Origin of the sequence: Flavobacterium humidisoli (assembly GCF_023272795.1) — a bacterium.
GTDB lineage: Bacteria > Bacteroidota > Bacteroidia > Flavobacteriales > Flavobacteriaceae > Flavobacterium > Flavobacterium humidisoli.
In genome coordinates this window covers 5,243,971-5,263,265 of record NZ_CP096829.1, presented here as the reverse complement: position 1 = coordinate 5,263,265, position 19,295 = coordinate 5,243,971, and the positions used below count along the sequence as shown (strand labels likewise).

At 35.4% G+C, this 19,295-nt stretch carries 13 protein-coding genes and 1 tRNA gene; 6 read left to right on the top strand and 8 right to left on the bottom strand.

From position 1 onward, the window contains the following. Positions 1-121: 121 nt before the first annotated feature. From M0M44_RS22120 to M0M44_RS22090, 7 genes are all read right to left on the bottom strand, one after another. The gene (locus M0M44_RS22120; RefSeq protein WP_248727673.1) at positions 122-1,912 is read right to left on the bottom strand and encodes an acyl-CoA dehydrogenase family protein; all 1,791 of its coding nucleotides are present in this window, start codon (positions 1,910-1,912) and stop codon (positions 122-124) included. Positions 1,913-1,961: 49 nt separating this feature from the next. Further along, on the bottom strand, positions 1,962-2,312 hold the full coding sequence (locus tag M0M44_RS22115; protein WP_248727672.1) for a four helix bundle protein: 351 nt from the start codon (positions 2,310-2,312) through the stop codon (positions 1,962-1,964). Between the two features lie 127 nt (positions 2,313-2,439). Next, on the bottom strand, positions 2,440-3,621 hold the full coding sequence (locus M0M44_RS22110) for a thiolase family protein (protein ID WP_248727671.1): 1,182 nt from the start codon (positions 3,619-3,621) through the stop codon (positions 2,440-2,442). A 95-nt stretch (positions 3,622-3,716) separates the two neighbouring features. Next, positions 3,717-6,107: a 3-hydroxyacyl-CoA dehydrogenase/enoyl-CoA hydratase family protein gene (locus M0M44_RS22105; RefSeq protein ID WP_248727670.1), complete on the bottom strand. Its 2,391-nt coding sequence runs from the start codon at positions 6,105-6,107 to the stop codon at positions 3,717-3,719. Positions 6,108-6,159: 52 nt separating this feature from the next. After that, positions 6,160-6,615: a MarR family winged helix-turn-helix transcriptional regulator gene (locus tag M0M44_RS22100; protein WP_248727669.1), complete on the bottom strand. Its 456-nt coding sequence runs from the start codon at positions 6,613-6,615 to the stop codon at positions 6,160-6,162. Between the two features lie 221 nt (positions 6,616-6,836). Then, positions 6,837-7,874: a helix-turn-helix transcriptional regulator gene (locus M0M44_RS22095; protein WP_248727668.1), complete on the bottom strand. Its 1,038-nt coding sequence runs from the start codon at positions 7,872-7,874 to the stop codon at positions 6,837-6,839. 280 nt (positions 7,875-8,154) lie between these two features. Further along, a complete protein-coding gene (locus M0M44_RS22090; protein ID WP_248727667.1) occupies positions 8,155-8,778 on the bottom strand; it encodes an HD domain-containing protein in 624 nt (207 codons plus the stop codon). A 286-nt stretch (positions 8,779-9,064) separates the two neighbouring features. Here M0M44_RS22090 and M0M44_RS22085 point away from each other — a divergent pair. From M0M44_RS22085 to M0M44_RS22060, 6 genes are all read left to right on the top strand, one after another. Beyond that, positions 9,065-9,181, top strand: a tRNA-OTHER gene (locus M0M44_RS22085). A gap of 233 nt (positions 9,182-9,414) precedes the next feature. Beyond that, positions 9,415-11,655, top strand: a complete 2,241-nt coding sequence (locus tag M0M44_RS22080) for a hypothetical protein (RefSeq protein ID WP_248727666.1) — start codon at positions 9,415-9,417, stop codon at positions 11,653-11,655. 313 nt (positions 11,656-11,968) lie between these two features. After that, positions 11,969-13,390, top strand: a complete 1,422-nt coding sequence (locus tag M0M44_RS22075; RefSeq protein ID WP_248727665.1) for an RtcB family protein — start codon at positions 11,969-11,971, stop codon at positions 13,388-13,390. A gap of 281 nt (positions 13,391-13,671) precedes the next feature. Continuing rightward, on the top strand, positions 13,672-14,472 hold the full coding sequence (locus M0M44_RS22070) for a TatD family hydrolase (RefSeq protein WP_248727664.1): 801 nt from the start codon (positions 13,672-13,674) through the stop codon (positions 14,470-14,472). A 391-nt stretch (positions 14,473-14,863) separates the two neighbouring features. Continuing rightward, complete coding sequence (locus M0M44_RS22065) at positions 14,864-17,371, top strand: DEAD/DEAH box helicase (protein ID WP_248727663.1); 2,508 nt, start codon at positions 14,864-14,866, stop codon at positions 17,369-17,371. Between the two features lie 403 nt (positions 17,372-17,774). Beyond that, positions 17,775-18,053 (top strand): hypothetical protein, encoded by a 279-nt coding sequence (locus M0M44_RS22060; protein ID WP_248727662.1) that lies wholly within the window; start codon positions 17,775-17,777, stop codon positions 18,051-18,053. Between the two features lie 47 nt (positions 18,054-18,100). Here the strand turns inward: M0M44_RS22060 and M0M44_RS22055 are convergent, their stop codons facing one another. Beyond that, positions 18,101-19,120 carry a DUF2931 family protein gene (locus tag M0M44_RS22055; RefSeq protein ID WP_248727661.1) on the bottom strand — a complete coding sequence of 340 codons (1,020 nt, stop codon included), beginning with the start codon at positions 19,118-19,120 and terminating at the stop codon, positions 18,101-18,103. Positions 19,121-19,295: the final 175 nt, after the last annotated feature.

Sequence of the window (19,295 nt, the reverse complement as noted above, 5' to 3'; positions counted from 1 at the left end):
TCTGCAAAAATATTGCGTTCTGTAAGTGATGTCTTTCACTGGGAATAACAAAAAAATAAGCCCGCGCAGTTTCGGACTTGCGCGGGCTTAAACAAATTAAAAGCTAAAAACTATCTTGATATTAGAAGCAGTAAGTGTCCTCTGCTACTAATTTTGCTGCAATTTTTTCTCTTAGTGCCACAACGTTTGGCAGATTAGTGTATTTAGTGAAACGTTTCAATCCCATTAACATCATACGTTGCTCGTCACCTTCAGCGAATGAAGCAATACCTTCTTTTCCTCTTAAGTTTACAATATCTACAGCTTTGTATAAATATAATTTTGCCATAGCAATTTGCTCCTGAACTTTATCTTCGCCTTGAGCTTTTGCTAATTTTTCAGTTCTCAAAATTGTACTTTCAGCCATGTAGATTTCGATTAAGATATCAGAAGCTGCCATTAATAATTGTTGATGAGCATCTAATTCAGGACCATATTTTTGAACAGCGCTACCAGCAACCATTAAGAAAACTTTTTTCAAGTTAGCTACGATTATTTTTTCTTCTGCAAATAATTCAGAGAAATCAGGCGTATCAAAAGATGGAATTCCCATTAATTCTTCTTGAACTTTCATTGCTGGTCCAAGTAAATCAACGTGTCCTTTCATTGCTTTTTTGATCAACATACCTACAGAAAGCATTCTGTTGATTTCGTTTGTTCCCTCGTAAATACGAGCGATACGAGCATCTCTCCAAGCACTTTCCATTGGAGTATCCTCAGAGAATCCCATTCCACCAAAAATCTGAATTCCTTCGTCAGAACAAGATTGAACGTCTTCAGAAACGGCTACTTTCAAGATAGAACACTCGATAGCATATTCTTCAACACCTTTCAATTCTGCTTCCTGGTGAGAAGTTCCTTCAGCTTCACGAGCAGCGATTCTGTCTTCGATGTCTTTTGCAGCACGGTAAGAAGCACTTTCTCCTGCATAAGCATTCGTTGCCATTTCAGCTAATTTAGAACGGATAGCTCCAAAAGACGAAATAGAAGTATTGAACTGAATTCTTTCGTTAGCATATTTTACAGCTCCAGAAGTAACTCTTCTTTGAGCATCCAAACAGGCAGCAGCCAATTTAATACGACCAACATTCAAGGCATTCATTGCAATTTTGAAACCGTTTCCTCTTTCAGACAACATGTTTTCAACTGGAACTTTTGTTTCGTTAAAGAAAACCTGACGAGTAGAAGAAGCACGGATTCCTAATTTATGCTCTTCTTCATTCATAGAAATTCCGTTTGACGGATCGTTTTCTACGATGAAACCTGTAATGTTTTTATCATCACCAATTCTAGCAAAAACAATGAATAAGCTGCAGAAACCTGCATTCGAAATCCACATTTTTTGACCTGTAATTAAGTAATGAGTTCCGTCTTCAGACAAAACTGCTTTAGTTTTTCCTGAGTTTGCATCAGATCCTGCACCTGGTTCAGTTAAGCAATATGCTCCAAACCATTCTCCAGAAGCCAATTTCGGAACGTATTTTTTCTTTTGTTCTTCAGTGCCATAAAGTGTAATTGGCATAGTTCCAATTCCTGTATGCGCACCAAAAGCAGTTGAGAAAGAACCAGTTGCTCCAGAAATGTAGTCACAAACCAACATTGTAGAAACAAATCCCATTCCTAATCCGCCGTATTCTTCAGGTACTGCAACTCCAAGAAGTCCCAATTCACCCGCTTTACGCATAGAAGCTTCTGTATAAGCGTAATCTTTTTTCTCAAAACGATCTTTATGCGCCCATAATTCTTTGTCAACGAACTCCTTAACAGAGTCACGCATCATTAACTGCTCTTCCGAGAAATCTTCTGGAGTAAAGATGTCCTCGCATTTTGTTTCTTTAACTAGGAATTGACCTCCTCTTGTTTTGTCGCTCATGACTTTTTTGTTTTTAGATTGATAAGATGAAAGAGGCAAGAAGCAAGATTTAATTTAACTTGCTTATGAAGCCTGTTGTCATTCTTTGAAATTCAATTATTTTGTTTTCTAATTTTTCTGTTTTTTCCTTTGTTACATAGTCATTTTGGCAAGCTATTAACAATTGCGTTTGCAATTCAAATGACGAACCTAGACTGATATTCAAATAATGTTGAAAATGTTTATTGCCTCTGTTGGAGCCTTCCGCAATATTAGAAGGCATGGAAACAGAACATCGATTCATTTGACTTGTCAAACTATATGTTTCTGATTTTGGAAAAGTGGCGGTTAGTCTATAGATGTCATTTGTAATTTCCATAGCTAAAATCCAAATTTTCAAATTCTTAAAATTGTGTCTCATGTTTTTTTGAGGCAAGATAACAAGAAAAATTAAAAGTAAGTTTTTTACTACTTTTAAAAGTTTTTATTTTCAGAATATTTTCATTCCAAAAATCAAGTCTTGCATCTTGCTTCTTTCCTCTTAAAAACTACAATACTTCGTAAATCCCCGCAGAACCTTGACCAGTTCCCACACACATACTCACGATTCCATATTTGCTGCCTCTGCGTTTCATTTCATCAAATAATTGAACAGAAAGTTTAGCTCCTGTACAACCTAGAGGATGTCCTAAAGCGATTGCTCCTCCGTTTACATTTACGATATCCGGATTTAAACCTAATTCGCGAATTACAGCCAAAGACTGAGAAGCAAAAGCTTCGTTTAATTCAACCAAGTCAATATCTTTCAATTCTAAACCAGCTTGTTTTAAGGCTTTCGGAATTGCTTTTACAGGTCCGATACCCATAATTCTTGGCTCAACACCAGAAGAAGCAAAATTTACCAAACGTGCAATTGGTTCAAGATTTAATTCTTTTACCATTTCTTCGCTCATGATTAAAACGAATGCAGCACCGTCGCTCATTTGAGAAGAGTTTCCGGCAGTTACACTTCCATCAGCAGCAAAAACTGGTTTTAAACCGGCTAAAGCTTCTTTAGAAGTTCCTGCTCTTGGTCCTTCGTCTTTATTTACAACGTATGATTTAGTTTCTTTTTTACCGTTTTCATTGATGAAAGTCTGCTCAACTGTAATTGGAACAATTTGTTTGTCAAATTTTCCTTCTGCCTGAGCTTTCAAAGCTTTCATGTGAGAGTTGTAAGCAAACTCATCCTGATCTTCTCTTGAAATTTTGTATTGATTGGCAACCGCTTCAGCAGTTAAACCCATTCCCCAGTAGTAATCTTCGTGACCTGCAGCAGCAACTTTATAATCCGGAGTTGGTTTGTAACCTCCCATCGGAATATAACTCATACTTTCTGCACCACCGGCAATGATACAATCTGCCATTCCTGATTGGATTTTAGCAGTCGCCATTCCGATAGTTTCTAGTCCAGATGCGCAATAACGGTTTACCGTAACACCAGGAACGTCTTCTACTTTTAATCCCATAAGAGAAATCAAACGTCCAACGTTCAAACCTTGTTCTGCTTCCGGCATGGCATTTCCTACCATAACGTCGTCGATACGTTTTTTATCAAAATTAGGCAGTTCGTCCATCATAAACTGAATGGTTTCTGCAGCTAATTCATCAGGTCTTTTAAATCTAAAAACACCTTTTGGAGCTTTTCCAACTGCTGTTCTATATGCTTTTACTATATATGCTGTTTTCATTTGTTTTGTTTTTTAAAGATTTATAGAAGCAAGAGCCAAGAGAAAGACAAAACGTTGTTTTGAAATCTTGCTTCTTGCATCTTTCTTCTACTTTTCTAATTACGAAGCGGTTTTCCTTTAGTCAACATGTATTGAATTCTCTCTAATGTCTTACGTTCTGTACATAAACTCAAGAAAGCTTCACGTTCGATATCTAATAAATATTGTTCAGATACTAAAGTTGCTTCAGATAAATCACCTCCGGCCATTACGTAAGCCAGTTTGTTAGCGATTTTCTTGTCGTGCTCAGAAATGTATTTTCCAGCTTCCATTTGATCGGTTCCAACTAAGAACATTCCAAGTGCTTGTTTTCCTAATACTTTAATATCATTTCTTCTAATTGGCTGTGTATAACCCGCTTCGGCTAATAGCAAAGCATGTTTTTTAGCTTCAGCAATCTGACGGTCTTTGTTTACTACGATAACATCTTTACCATGTTGAAGAAGTCCAGTGTCAAAAGCTTCATAACCAGAAGTCGATACTTTTGCCATTGCGATTGTCAAGAAATATTCCTGAAGAACATTTAATTCCACATCGTTTTTGCGGAATAAATCAGAAGCTCTTAAAGTCATTTCTTTAGAACCACCACCACCAGGAATTACACCAACACCAAATTCAACTAATCCCATATAAGTTTCGGCAGCTGCAACTACTTTATCAGCGTGTAAGCTCATTTCGCATCCACCGCCAAAAGTCATTCCGTGAGGCGCTACCACAACTGGAATAGAAGAGTAGCGAACACGCATCATCGTGTCTTGGAACAATTTAATCGCCATGTTTAATTCGTCGTATTCTTGTTCAACTGCCATCATGAAAATCATTCCGATATTAGCTCCAACAGAGAAATTCGCTGCTTGGTTTCCAATAACTAAACCTTGATATTCTTTTTCAGATAAGTCAATTGCTTTATTGATAGCTTGTAGAACGTCGCCACCAATTGTATTCATTTTAGATTGGAATTCTAAATTCAAAATTCCGTCTCCTAAATCCTGAATGATTGCACCGCTGTTGCTCCAAACTTTTTTGCTTTCGCGAATGTTGTTCAGAATAATAAATGAATCTTGTCCAGGAACTTTTATTTGAGATTTTGTTGGAATGTTATAGAAATAAGTTGCTCCTTCTTTTACAGTATAGAAACTTTCGCTTCCAGAAGCCAGCATTTCGTTAACCCATGCAGCAGGCTCTAAACCTTCGGCTTTCATGATTTCAATTCCTTTGGCAACACCAATAGCATCCCAGATTTCGAATGGACCATTTTCCCATCCAAAACCAGCTTTCATGGCATCGTCAATTTTATATAATTCGTCTGAGATTTCAGGAATTCTGTTTGATACATAAGCAAACATTCCAGCGAAACTTTTTCTGTAGAATTCTCCCGCTTTGTCTGTACCTTTTACTAGAACTTTAAAACGATTGATTGGTTTATCGATAGTTTTTGTCAGTTCAAGCGTAGCAAAATTTGCTTTTTTAGCAGCGCGGTATTCTAATGTATCTAAATCTAAAGAAAGAATATCTTTATCTACTTTTTTGTAGAAACCTTGTCCAGTTTTGCTTCCTAACCAATTATTCTCCATCATTTTGTTGATGAAATCAGGAAGTTTAAACAATTCATGTTGTTCATCATTCGGGCAGTTTTCGTAAATACCGTTGGCAACGTGTACCAAAGTATCTAAACCAACGACGTCAACGGTACGGAAAGTAGCCGATTTTGGACGACCAATTACCGGACCAGTCAATTTATCAACTTCTTCAATCGTTAATCCCATTTCTTTAACCAAATGGAATAAACTCTGGATTCCGTATATACCAATTCTATTTCCAATAAACGCCGGAGTATCTTTAGCAACAACCGAAGTTTTCCCTAAGAATTTAGATCCGTATTCGTTTAAGAAATCCAATACTTCAGTTGAAGTTTTAGGACCAGGAATAATTTCAAATAATTTTAAGTAACGCGCAGGGTTAAAAAAGTGAGTTCCGCAGAAATGCTGTTGGAAATCTTCGCTTCTTCCTTCACTCATAAAGTGAATTGGAATACCAGAAGTATTAGAAGTAACCAAAGTTCCCGGTTTACGGAATTTGTCGATTTGTTCAAAAACCAATTTTTTGATGTCTAAACGTTCTACTACAACTTCGATAATCCAATCAACATTGGCAATTTTTGCCATATCATCAGTCGTATTTCCAGTTGTGATTCGGCTAGCGAATTTCTGACTGTAAATAGGAGAGGGTTTTGATTTTAATGAATTCGCCAAATGTTCGTTTACCACACGGTTGCGAACGGCTTTACTTTCAAGTGTTAATCCTTTTTTAGCTTCAGCTTCGGTCAGTTCACGCGGTACAATGTCCAGAAGTAAAACTTCGACACCAATGTTAGCAAAATGACAAGCTATACCTGAACCCATAATTCCGGATCCAATTACAGCAACTTTTTTAATTGTGCGTTTCATATTTGTAAAATTTGTTTTTTGGGTAGAATTTGAATTTTCTCTTTAAAAAAGATTATTCCTTTTCTGTGTTTTCTTGATTAAATATGTTTTTATCATGAATCAGTTCATTTATAATTTCAGAAACTTCGATAAAATGATTCAGCTTTTCTTCTGAAACATGTTTTCTTACCATTTCATTAAACTTCAGAACTGTATTTTTAGATAAATCTCTTTTTTCTTTTCCAAAATCGGTTAGGTAGATCAAAACACCTCGACCATCGCTTGGGTTTTTTTTGCGAACAATTAAACCTTTTTCTTCCATAGATTTAAGTGTTCTAGTTAAGCTGGTGGCTTCCATGCCCATTCTCGGACCTAAAGCGGTTGATGGAGTTCCTTCTTCCTTGTCCATACTTAAAAGAGCAAATCCTGTTGCCATTGTCGCATCATATTTGGCAGCCTCTTCATTATACATTCTTGAAACAGCTTGCCATGTCGCTCTCAAAATATAATCTATCGTTTTGTCTTTCATAGGTAACTATATCGATTTCAAATATAATTAAAAAATACTATGCATGCATATAATTTTTTAATAAATTTTTGGTTAGTTATAAAATATCCCTGATTTAGAGGGTTTTGGTGGTTTATTTTAAGTGAAATATACTATTCTTTTTTTAGATTTTAACATTTTTACTGCGGTAAAAATCTTTTTTTAATTTTTAAAAAGCATTTATTTCTATATTTTTTAAAAAATTATGCATTTATTTCAGTTGGTTTTTCAGAATCGTAACGCGAAATTGCCTCTTGAAGTGTCTTTTTCATACGATTTCTTAGACTTTCAGGCCTCAAAATTTCCAGACAGCTTCCAAAACCTAACAGAAGACGTTCCATTTCATAATTCGGTATTACATACAAATGGACAATAATACTTCCGTCCTCATTTTCCTTAATTAATCGCTGGGAAGTGTGTAAAGGTTTTGTCAATACATAAGGTGCATTTGACGCATCTACCCAAAGTTCAATTCGCCTGGCTTTTAATCCCGAATTAACCGTAACACCAATTACATCTTTATAATACATATCAGCATCAAAATCTTCTTCTAAATAAGGATGATTAAAATCGTAGTCAATTGCAATGATTCTGTCCAAAGCCAAATTGGTAATAGGCTGTGAGGCTTTTTTCTTTCCGATTAGAAACCAGCGATTGTTGAATTCTTTTAGTATAAAAGGATGAAAATGAAATTTTGTTTCTTCTGCAGATTTAAAAGACTTATAAGTAATAATCAGGACCATTTTTTTGATTATCGCCTGATATATTTCATCCAGATAATGCAGTCCTTTTAGTTTCTCATTTTTATCCAGATAAATTACGGGCTTGGTATGTGATTTTTCAGAATAGATTTTATCCTCTAAACGCTGTAAAATATCGGATACATCATTAAAAAGCGAGAAATCTTTAAACTGTTTTAACATCGAAACGGTTTCGGTCAAAACATTCATATCGGTTTCCGTCAGCGGAATATCGGTGATCGAAAAATCTTCGCCCTCATATTTATAATACTTTTTATCGTAAACGACAATTGGCGCATTGTAACCCAGTTTTTCACTTCGCATCAGTTGAATATCCATTTGAATCGTTCGCTTGCTGATTGGATTTTGGCGTCCTTCATATTCAAATAAAGCTTCGGAACATTCTTCGATTAAATCTTCGAGTGTCCATTGCCTGTATTTATTTTGGAGACATTTATCGATTGTTTTATAGCGGATTAAGGCGTTTTTATTTTGTGACATTGTTGTGTTGTTTTGCCACAAAGGCGCGAAGGCGCAAAGTTTTTTGTTTTTTTAAGGCACTCCCGATAGCTATCGGGATAAAGGATTAAAATGATTTTTCTCCTTTTTTGTCATTTCGATCCCGAGGCTTCGGGAGAGAAATCACACTAGAAACTCCGCACAGAACGTCTCCAATCTTTGTCGAATCCCGCGTGTGATTTCTCCCTTCGGTTGAAATGACAAACTGTGCTTTTAATTAATGCTTTAAATAAAAACTTTGCGCCTTCGCGTCTTTGCGTGATTATTTTTTACTTTCTAAAATGCTTATCTCTTTTTCAATATTAATTCTCGCTTTCTCTTCGTACAAACTCCTGAATTCCTCAGTCTGAAAAATAAACTCATTTTCCAGAAAATGTTTCAAAGCCTTCGCGCGCCCGGGTTTGTAGAGAAAATCAGGATAAATGCGGTATTCTTTTCTAATCTGTTCAAAATAGATTTTATAATCGTCCCAATCTTTCGCAAGAATTTTCAAATCAAAATCGATTAACCAATTGATATCTTCAATTTCATTTTGCTGATGTTGTTGTGTAGCGCAGATGGCATCAAAAACCAATTGTTTATTTAGATTGACATTTTCAGGTAAAATACCCAAAGCATATTCGGCACTTTTGAGTTCGTTGTCTTTTTTTGAAGCCGAATAAACAAAATCATGATAAAAAATAGAAAATAATATTTCATTCGAATTTTGAAGCTGATTAGAATAGTTTTCAAAGCTTTCTATCATTTCTTTTAAATGCGTGAGATTATGATAATGCCTTGATTTTTTGGAATATGCCTTTTCTAAATCCAACCAGTTCTGCTGAATTTCATTTGCTGAAAAGCCAATATTTGAGAGTAAATCAGAATAAATTTTCTCTAAATTCATGTTGTTTTTTACTCAAATTTAAAATTCTTTTTTTACTGCGCAAAATAATTGCGTAGTAGTTTCGAAATCTTTGTTCAAGAAATAAAACAAATATTATTTCTCAAAAATGAAAGCAAAATTTTTACTACGCAAAATAACTGCGCACTAGTTTTAAAATCTTTGTTCAGAAATAAAAACAAACGTTCATAGAAATAAAAAAAAGAATAAAACAGGTCAAGTTGGAGTTACTTCGAAACACTTTCCACGTACACACTTACACCATTACCTTTTTATTCTACTATTATATGGGACAGTAGCTCAGCGGTAGAGCAGGTAGTTTTGAAATTATCCTTCAAAGGTCAATCAAAACTTACTTCGTACACTTTTAATGTCCGGGTCGTGGGTTCGAATCCCACCTGTTCCACTATTAATGGTCAATTAAAACTTACTTCAGAAAATTGGTACTCCGGTTCGAGTCCGGCAAGTTTTAGAATCATCATTAATAAAAATAGAGGGTCAAGATTAGCTTACTTCTTCCAATCCGATAATTTGTTAGCTAATCCATTACACTCCAATTTCGGGTCAAGTGTTTCTTACTTCAAAATCTTTTAGGTAGAACTCAGAAACACAATTATCTAAATTTTAAAAATTAAAAAAATGAAAACAAAAGAATTATTAAAAATCAGTTTACGTCAAAATGCCATTTTCATTCCATTAGAAATGATTTCGAATGATATTAAAAATTTATCAGGAACTACTTCAGTTTTGTTAGCCAATGTTTCTAAACTCGGATTTACATTTTCTGAATCGTTATTGCACGCTTTAAACAACGTAAACCCCAATTATAAAGTAGAAGTTTTAGAAGTGCTGAGAGAAGTTTTAGGGATAGATAAAAACTGGACGCCTTTAGTTAAAGAATGGAATATCCCAACGGGAGAATCTGTTGTAGATCATATTATCACGTATTTCGGAAATGTTTTTAAAACCAAAAACGGAACAACTTTACAATGCGGACATATTATCCCAGATAATACTTTTCCATTAGAAAGATACAACGGTTGTCCGTTCTGCGGAACTCCGTTTGAATTTGGTAAAATCGAAAACTTCGGTCAGGGAAGCAAATTGAAAATGCTTGATTTGTGGACAGAAAAAGATTTAAATGATTTCTATATCTCATTATTGCAGTCAAAAACGGCTTTAGACGCTACTCAGGTAGATAGTTTAAAAATGGCGATGCAAAATTTGCCTTTGCCAAAAGTTGATGTTGCAATGAAGGAAACTTTAATGCTGGTGATCGATCTTTTGATTGAAAACGGTAAAGAAGCCGAAGCATCTCAATTTTTAAAAACGCCAACCGATATCTTAAGATATTTATGGTATAAAAATACTGGAATGTTGCAGATTATCGAACCCAAAACGATTGTTAAAAGAGCGAGTAGAAATGGCCAGCATTTTCATAATTCTTTGGATACAAGTGCGCAGGCTAGAATTGCATCTCAAAAAGATTTGAAACTTAAATATTCAAGAAAAGAGTGTTTGATGGTGGCAAACTGGTTGAATAATATGGATATGGATGTTGAGACCATGTGCGAAATCATGCATCCAAAACGCGGAATGTGGGTTCGTTTTATCCGAGCGCTTCGTTTGGCCGAATACAGCAAAAGAAAAGGGTTTGAGAAATTGAACTTTTTAATGGATGTGTTCTACAACCAAGTGTATGATGTTTGGCAAAGTAAAGTAGATTCGTCAAGATTGAAATTTGATGCCGATAAAACATTTGCGTTATTAAAACAGCGTCCAGGATTGTTTGCACGTTCGTTATTTTCGAATATGCTTTGGTTTGGTGCAGAAGAAACGATTGCCCATTTTGAAGAAATCATCGATAAAGTTCCGGCTCGATTGGTGTTTACTTTGAATATGTATGCGCAAAATTACTTTGATAAAAATATGCAGCGAAGTGTGAAACCTTTGGGCGGAACAAACAAAAGAATCGAACCAAACGGTTTGTTGAAATTGTATGATGATGTGCAGTTGGAAGCGATGAAAAACCAGATCGAAGAATTGTGTCTTTTGGCTATGAAAAAACGATTTGCAAAGATTGAGAACACCAATAAAACAATCTATATCGATCCGCAGTTGTTTAACATTCCGGTTTCTATAGGAGATCGAAGCGAAACCATTCAAGATTTGCCAGTTGCTTTAATGGGAACACGTTTCCCAGTTGAAGGAACCGAAGTGCGATTGTTTATGCAATGGGGAAAAGATTTGCCGGCACAGCATTTAGATATGGATTTGAGCTGTCATATCGCTTACGAAGATAAAGCCGATATTTGTTCTTTCAGCCGATTGACTACAACTGGTTGTCAGCATAGCGGTGATATCAGAAGCATTCCGAATAAAATTGGAACAGCCGAATATATCAATATCAACATCGACGAATTGGCGAAAGCCAAAGCTAAATTTGTGACTTTTACCTGCAATGCGTACAGCAACGGAAGTATAACACCAAATTTAATTGTTGGTTGGATGAACAGCAAACACCCGATGAAAATTTCGGAGAAAACCGGTGTAGCGTACGATCCGTCGTGTGTAGATCATCAGGTTCGTGTGACGCAGAATGTTGCCAAAGGTTTGGTTTTTGGAGTGTTGGATGTAGCCAAAAGAGAAATCGTTTGGTTAGAGATGACTTTCGGAGGTCAGGTTGTAGGCGGTTTGGATTTCAAAGGCGTTCAGGCGTTGTTATCAAAACTAAACAGCAAATTGAATATTGGTAGTTTGTTACAGTTGAAAGCGGAAGTCCAAGGTTTAACAATCACCGAAGATCAAAATGCCGATGAAATTTATACAGCACAATGGGCTATGAATCCAGCGGTTGTGACGCAATTATTAGTGGATTAGGTTTAATTAGGTACAAAGAGGCAAAGGTTCAAAGGTTTTTGTAGAGGCGCACTGCTGTGCGTCTCCGCAAAGATTGGTAAATTTAATCTCGCAGAGTAGCACAGTTTGTCATTTCGACCGAAGGGAGAAATCACACGCGGGATTCGACAAAGATTGGCGACGCTCTGTGTGGCGTTTCTAGTGTGATTTCTCCCTTCGGTCGAAATGACAAAACTTTACGAGAAATAAAAAGACCTACGCAAAATAACTGCGCAGCAGCAAAGCACCTTTGCACCTATGAACCTCTGGACCTTTGTCCCTTAAAAAAGAAACAATGAAAACACAAATAAACGGTACAGATATATTAGAATTAGGATTCCCAGAAGGAAAAATAATTGGGATTGCTTTAAAAATAAACAGCAAAAGAAACGGATTCACAAGAGACGAAATGATCGCTAATTTCAAAAACGTCCTAGAAACTCCGGAGAATTATATAGACGATAAAATCTTCAGTAAACTGGCTATTGCTTTAATCGAAAAATCGAATGAAAAACCAGAAGATTTTATTGCATTAAATCAGAATCCGAATGCTTATTCAGCTTACGGATTAGATCATATCGAAGACGGAGCCAGAAAACAAATGGAAGTTGCCATGAAATTACCAGTTACGGTTGCCGGAGCTTTAATGCCAGACGCACACCAAGGTTACGGACTGCCGATTGGCGGAGTTTTAGCCACAAAAAATGCCATTATTCCGTATGGTGTTGGAGTTGATATTGGGTGTAGAATGGCGTTGTCGGTTTATGATATTCCTGAGGATTTTTACTTTGAAAATGAAGCCAAATTCAAAAAAGAATTAATCGCGAATTCGATTTTTGGAGCAGGTCACGGATTTCACGGTCAGTACAAATCAGATCATGCGGTCTTGGAGAATGATACCTTTAATATGAATCCGTTTGTGAAGAATTTGAAGGATAAAGCATGGTCACAATTAGGTTCTTCAGGTGGTGGAAATCACTTTGTGGAATTCGGAATCATGGAATTTGCGCAAGACGATGCGGTTTTGAAAATCCCAAAAGGGAAATATGTCGCTTTGTTAACGCATTCTGGTTCACGCGGAATGGGTGCTACAATCGCGGGACATTATACTAAAATTGCGAAAGACGAATGTAAACTTCCAGAAGTGGCCAAAAATTTAGCGTATCTGGATATGAACTCACAATTGGGTCAGGAATACTGGATGGCGATGAATTTGGCGGGTGATTACGCTTCGGCTTGTCACGAGATTATCCATAACAAAATGGAACGCGCTTTGGGTGCGACGATTTTAGCCAAAGTCGAAAACCACCATAATTTTGCGTGGAAAGAAATCTGGAACGGAGAAGAAGTGATCGTGCATAGAAAAGGAGCAACCCCGGCCGGAAAAGGCGTGATGGGAATCATTCCAGGAAGTATGACTGCACCAGGATTTTTGGTTAGAGGAAAAGGCGAGGAGAACGCCATTAATTCGGCTTCACACGGAGCAGGACGACAAATGAGCAGAACTCAGGCCATAAAAAACATTACCAAAACAGAGATGAAATCCATCCTGCAAGATCATGGCGTTACGCTTATCGGTGCAGGTCTGGACGAAGCGCCAATGGCGTATAAAGATATCAACCAAGTGATGGAAGCACAACAGGATTTAGTTGATGTTGTGGCAAAGTTCACGCCGAAATTGGTGAGAATGGCAGATGATGGAAGTAAAGAAGACTAGTTCTTCTTTAGGCTCAAAGGTGCATAGGTTCAAAGGGACAAAGGTTTTGCCTCACTTTCTGTCATTTCGACCGAAGGGAGAAATCACACGCGGGATTCGACAAAGATTGGCGACGTTCTGTGTGGAGTTTCTGGTGTGATTTCTCTCCCGAAGCCTCGGGATCGAAATGACAAACTTTGTATAAAAAACTTTGCGCCTCTGCGACTTTGCGAGATTAATTCAGCACAAAGAATGAAAAAAACTTTGTGACTTAGCGCCTTCGTGGCAAAAACAAAAAAGAAATGAAAACATACATAGATATCGGAATTAATTTGACCAATAAACAATTCCAAAACGACATAGACGATGTCGTACAAGACGCGCTCGACGCCGACGTATCGCAGATGATACTCACAGGCACAAGTGTACGAAACAGCGAAGCTTCATTAGAAATCGCAAAACAATATCCGGGAATATTATATTCGACGGCTGGAATTCATCCGCATGATGCGAAGAGTTTTGATGAAAAAAGCATTTCACGACTGCGGAATTTATTAAAACAGAAACAAGTCGTTTCGGTTGGGGAATGCGGACTCGATTTTGATCGTGACTTTTCGCCCAGAAAGAAACAGGAAGAATGTTATAAAGCCCAATTAGAATTGGCAATCGAAGTACAGAAACCTTTGTTTTTGCACGAAAGAGCCGCTTTTGACAGCTTTATGAATATCACCAAAGACTATTTACCCCAATTGCCAAAAGGCGTTGTGCATTGTTTTACGGGAACTTTGCAGGAAGCTAAAACCTATCTCGATAACGGATTTTATCTCGGTTTTACGGGAGCGATTTCTGATGCCAAGCGTTTCAGCCATTTAAAAGAAGTCATTCAGTACGTACCGCTCGACCGAATGATGATTGAAACCGATGCGCCATTTATGCTTCCTAAAAACGTCCCGAATAGTCTCTTAAAGAAGTACCACGAGCGCCGTTGCGAACCTGCTTTTTTGCCGTATGTTGCCGGAACAATTGCGCAGTTCAAAGGAATTGCTTTGGATAAGGTTGCGGAGGGAACGACGAGGAATGCTAAGAGCTTTTTTGGGATTTAGCGACAAAGACAAAAAGTGAAAATGTAATATGAAGTGCTCGTTTTGTCCTTCTGAGGAACGAAGAATCTCACACGGGATTCGACACAGATTGGAAAAAATACTTTACGGAGCTTCTAGTGTGATTCTTCGTTCCTGAGAAGGACAAAAATCACGCTTAAACAAAAAAATGTAACGCCTTTGTGGTAAAAAAATATTGGCTTTTAAATCAGGGGTTTGTACTTGGTTTGAAGGCTTTATGTTTATATATATTTGAAGATAATTCAATTCTATGTTTATGGAAAACCGTAAAATAGATATAGAAATCTTATACATCTTTGCTAATGTTGTTTGAATATAATAATCATTTAGAATAAAAATTACCTAAAACTAATAACCAAATAAATTATATAGTATGAACATTTTTGCTAAAAAACTAGTCACAAATGATAATGAAGATTTGCCAATTCATCCAATAGATATTTTCCAAGGTCTTTTCCATAAGGAAGGGTATTCTTATTTGAGAGGTATTCAAGAAGAGGTTTTAAATTATTGGCATTCAATTAGAAATCAGAGAGATGTCCTATGCAAGATGAATACAGGTTCGGGTAAAACACTTGTTAGTTTATTAATGCTTCATTCAAAAATGAATGAAGGTGTTGGTCCAGCTTTGTATTTATGTCCAGACAGGCAATTACTTGATCAAGCAAGAAAGCAAGCTGAACTTTATGGTATTCCAGTTTGTGAAATTGATGAAAATAATGACTTTCCTACTGATTTTCATAATTGTAAAAGTATATTGCTTTGCACTTTCCAAAAGGTATTTAATTCTAAATCAATATTTAATCGCGACCAAATTACGATTGGTTCTATAGTTATTGATGATGCTCATAGTTGTTTGGATAAGGCAAGAGATACAACTACACTTAATTTACCAAGAAATCATGAAGCTTGTGAGAGAATAATTAAAATTTTTGAAGCTGAATTTAAGGATCAAGCACCTGGAACATATAGAAGATTAATTGATGGCGATCCATTTGCAAGTATTTTAAAAGTACCCTATTGGGCTTGGTTTGAAAGGGAAGAAGAGGTGGCAACACTTTTAAATAAGTTTTCATCAGATGACGAGTTCAAATTTAAATGGGGATTAATAGCAGATGATTTATTATCATATGACTGTTATTTAGGACCAAAAGGAATTGAAATTGCTCCAATACATGTACCATATCAAAATGTAAAATCCTTTTTTGAAGCAAAACATAGATACATTCTTTCAGCAACTTTTGAAGATCAAACAGATTTAATTAAAGATTTTGGTATTAATTCAGAAAGTATTATTAATGCTTTAATACCAAAAGATAGAAAAGATATTGGACAGAGATTAATTTTAGCACCGAAAAGATTTGATCCAAGTTTGTTTGATAATGATATTTATAAGTTAGCAAAAGAATATTCTGAAAATAACATTAATGTTGTCGTTTTAGTTCCATCATATGCAAAGGCAGAACCTTGGATAAAAAATGGAGGAATCGTGTTAAATGATGGAGACATAAATGAGAATATCAGTGCACTTAAATCTAAACAAGGAGGATTATATGTTTTGGTTAATAGGTATGATGGAGTAGATTTAAATGGAGATATGTGCAGAATTTTAATAATGGATGGTTATCCTGCATTTACATCTTCTAAAGAATTGTATACAGAAATGAGACTTGATAGCGTAAAAGCTTCTCTCAAAGCACAAATAATTGAGCAAGGTTTAGGAAGAGCTGTTCGATCAGGAAGTGATTTTTGCGCAGTAATATTAATGGGGAATGATTTACTTCAATTTTTAGGAAATAGAAATAATTTGCAATATTTTACCTCTGTAACAAGAAAGCAACTTGAGATGGGACTAACTTTATTAGATGAAGAAAGTAAAGAAGATTCTATCAAAACAATAAAAGAAACAATTGATTTTTGTTTGTCTCAAAATATTGACTGGAGAACATTTCATTCACAAGGAATTTCTAAAGTTGATGTCGATGTTTTAAATGAAGAAAAAATAAAAAATATAAATATTGCAGTCCATGAAAAAGAGGCAATTGATTTGTTTCGATCAAGAAATTACTCAGGTTCAAAAGATGTGATTGTTAAAAAAATAATTGATGGTATGCCAATTTCGAGTAAACAAAAAGGATGGTATTTTCAATTTTCAGCGCAATTGTTATATTTAGAGAATAAGGTTGGTTCAAATGATTTACAATTAGCTGCATCAGCAAATGCTACGCATATGTTTCAAACCAAGCTCGGGAATAATTATACAAAAATTGCTGTACATGAGGAACAATCTTCTAATGTCAAAAAGTTTTTAAGTCAATTTGGTAAATCTCAAGATTTCAAAATTTATTTAGAAGAAGTGCTTAATAACTTCAAATATAGTCCAGATATTAATTACATTAAATTTGAAAATGCTTTAGCGAATGTTGGAAGAATGATTGGATTCTATGCTCAGGAACCAGAATTAGAATTTGGTAATGGCCCAGATGTTTTATGGGGTATGACCGATAACCATTTCTTAATATTAGAGGCTAAATCAATGGCTATACATGAAGAAATTACAAGAGATAATATTGGTCAATTATTACAATCAGGAGAGTGGTTTAAAAAACAATATGGTGAGACTGCTAAACACACACTTGTTACGCTTCAAAGTCCTAAAATAAAAGGCTATAATGTTAATCCAAGCGAAAATACAAAAGTAATTGACGAACAAGCCTTAGAAAAAATTAGAAAAAATTTGACACAATATGTAAATGCAATATGCAGTATTGGTATTAATGCAATAACACAAATAGAAATTTCTAAATTACTTGTAGCACATTTTTTTACTCCGCCATTATTTAGAAGTAATTATCTAAGCGATATAGTTAGTAAACGATAATTATAAATTAGTAAAAATTTCTGAGATTTATCTTGAGGATATGAAGTTCGGTAGGTAAAAAAAGATAAAAAAAGCGAATATTGATAATTTGCGCTTTTAAACTGTGAGAAGATTAGTTGTTTTTTTAATTTGGCATAGATAGCAATCCCACAAAGTATAATCTTTATCTTTGTTTTTAAACCTAGATTAAAATTATAGTTAAAAAGTAATCTTTTTCTTTCTTTTTAAAATAAAGGATTATCTTTGCAATGCAAAACAATCAAAGGAGAAATCCTAAACTTTTTTAAAGTAAATATAAACGAATACCTCGTCACGGTGAAGGAACAGGAAACTTTCCTAAATCATTCCTTTGAATGTTTTGCACACCTAAAGCGGGGTATTCGCGTATCTAAAATTTTCTATTATGCAAAAAGAAAATCAAAAACCAACACATCGTGATGTAGTGCCATCCGTAATTAATTTCCTTTCAGACGAATTGTTTGAGGGAGATTACAAAGAACAGCCCATGTATTTGCAGGAAATCTTCGAGCTTTTAATGCATACAGAGTTTGGCGACGATATCAATTTAAGGCAAAAAATACTGAGCTGTTTAAGAACCAGCCGTAATCTGGCAGAAACGTTATCGCCATTTTCAGAGAAGCAGATTTATAAGGCTTGTGCCAGTTTAAAAGTAAATCAATAAAAATAGAAAGCCCTGCGAATTGGTATTTGCAGGGTTTTTTAGTTTTTCTAATAAGGTATAGATTTCGTAAAAGATTCCTGTGAAACAATTGCCTCATTCATATCAATTTCAGAAGAAGCAGACTTTAATTTTATAGAAATCCCTTTAGTTTCTCTTGGTTTTGTATTACGGTCAATTTCTATTATGAAATGGACAGCTTCTCCTGCTTGTAGTTCTTCAAAAAGAGCCATCGATTTTTTTTCATCAAAAAAAACATCGCTTTCCATACGTCTATCGTTTACATCGTGCCAAACAATATTTACTTTACGTGGAATAGCACGTTTTTTTACTGGCATTACATTTCTGTTTAAACTCAAGAAAATAGACTCAAATTCTCCATTAATATAATTTATACGAATCGTTTCTACTTTATCTTCTGCTTTAACCTGAGGAGTTAAATTATAATCTCTAAAAAGAGTTTCCCAATATCCAAACGGAATGGTGCCATTTTTAATCTGGTCTAATATTTCTTGTGGCAAATCTTTAATATTAACTCTGATTGTTTCATCAATACCTTCTTGGGTTTTCATTATTTCATGTGCAACGCCCCAATCTACAGTTTTATCCTCATGAGCCTGATAACGTCCAACAATGGTCATATTTGAAGGACTAAAAACGTATAAAACGACCATACCTCCAGGAAAAAGCCCTGCATTAATTACAAAATGTTTATCTACAGCTATTCCAATTTTCTTTGCATCTTTATCCCAGTATGGTCTTTCGCTGCCATTTATCATTAAGGATTCTATTTTATCTGAATCGAGTTGAAAGATTCCCGAATAACTTTTGCTTTCAGTATATGAGAGCCAAGATATGTCTAGCGTTTTAGGCGAAATTCCTTCTGCTTGGCCAGAAGAAGAGCCATCATTGTCACCTAAATCATAGCTATTAATAACATCATCAAAAGGCATGTACACATAACTACTTTTGGGATTGACACCTAATATTAAATGTCCTGAAAAAATTTCAGCAGGGTAGTTTTTTGGTGTGCAGACTGCGGCACCCCAAGAATATTTTTCTTCTTTCATATTATTTTGACATGATGTTAAGGTGATATTCAATGCAATTAAGACAGTAATTAAACAATGTATTTTCTGTTTCATCGTTATCCTTTGATTATTGTTTGTTTCCAGATTATATTATTTTGGCTATCCTGTGTGGGTTCCATACCAGTTCCCTCTGCTAGCGAGATCGTCCTGCTCG

Coding starts and splice junctions, on each gene's coding strand:
- M0M44_RS22120 (WP_248727673.1), bottom strand. CDS start 1,912: ATGAGCGACAAAACAAGAGGAGGTCAATTCCTAGTTAAAGAAACAAAA.
- M0M44_RS22115 (WP_248727672.1), bottom strand. CDS start 2,312: ATGAGACACAATTTTAAGAATTTGAAAATTTGGATTTTAGCTATGGAA.
- M0M44_RS22110 (WP_248727671.1), bottom strand. CDS start 3,621: ATGAAAACAGCATATATAGTAAAAGCATATAGAACAGCAGTTGGAAAA.
- M0M44_RS22105 (WP_248727670.1), bottom strand. CDS start 6,107: ATGAAACGCACAATTAAAAAAGTTGCTGTAATTGGATCCGGAATTATG.
- M0M44_RS22100 (WP_248727669.1), bottom strand. CDS start 6,615: ATGAAAGACAAAACGATAGATTATATTTTGAGAGCGACATGGCAAGCT.
- M0M44_RS22095 (WP_248727668.1), bottom strand. CDS start 7,874: ATGTCACAAAATAAAAACGCCTTAATCCGCTATAAAACAATCGATAAA.
- M0M44_RS22090 (WP_248727667.1), bottom strand. CDS start 8,778: ATGAATTTAGAGAAAATTTATTCTGATTTACTCTCAAATATTGGCTTT.
- M0M44_RS22080 (WP_248727666.1), top strand. CDS start 9,415: ATGAAAACAAAAGAATTATTAAAAATCAGTTTACGTCAAAATGCCATT.
- M0M44_RS22075 (WP_248727665.1), top strand. CDS start 11,969: ATGAAAACACAAATAAACGGTACAGATATATTAGAATTAGGATTCCCA.
- M0M44_RS22070 (WP_248727664.1), top strand. CDS start 13,672: ATGAAAACATACATAGATATCGGAATTAATTTGACCAATAAACAATTC.
- M0M44_RS22065 (WP_248727663.1), top strand. CDS start 14,864: ATGAACATTTTTGCTAAAAAACTAGTCACAAATGATAATGAAGATTTG.
- M0M44_RS22060 (WP_248727662.1), top strand. CDS start 17,775: ATGCAAAAAGAAAATCAAAAACCAACACATCGTGATGTAGTGCCATCC.
- M0M44_RS22055 (WP_248727661.1), bottom strand. CDS start 19,120: ATGAAAGAAGAAAAATATTCTTGGGGTGCCGCAGTCTGCACACCAAAA.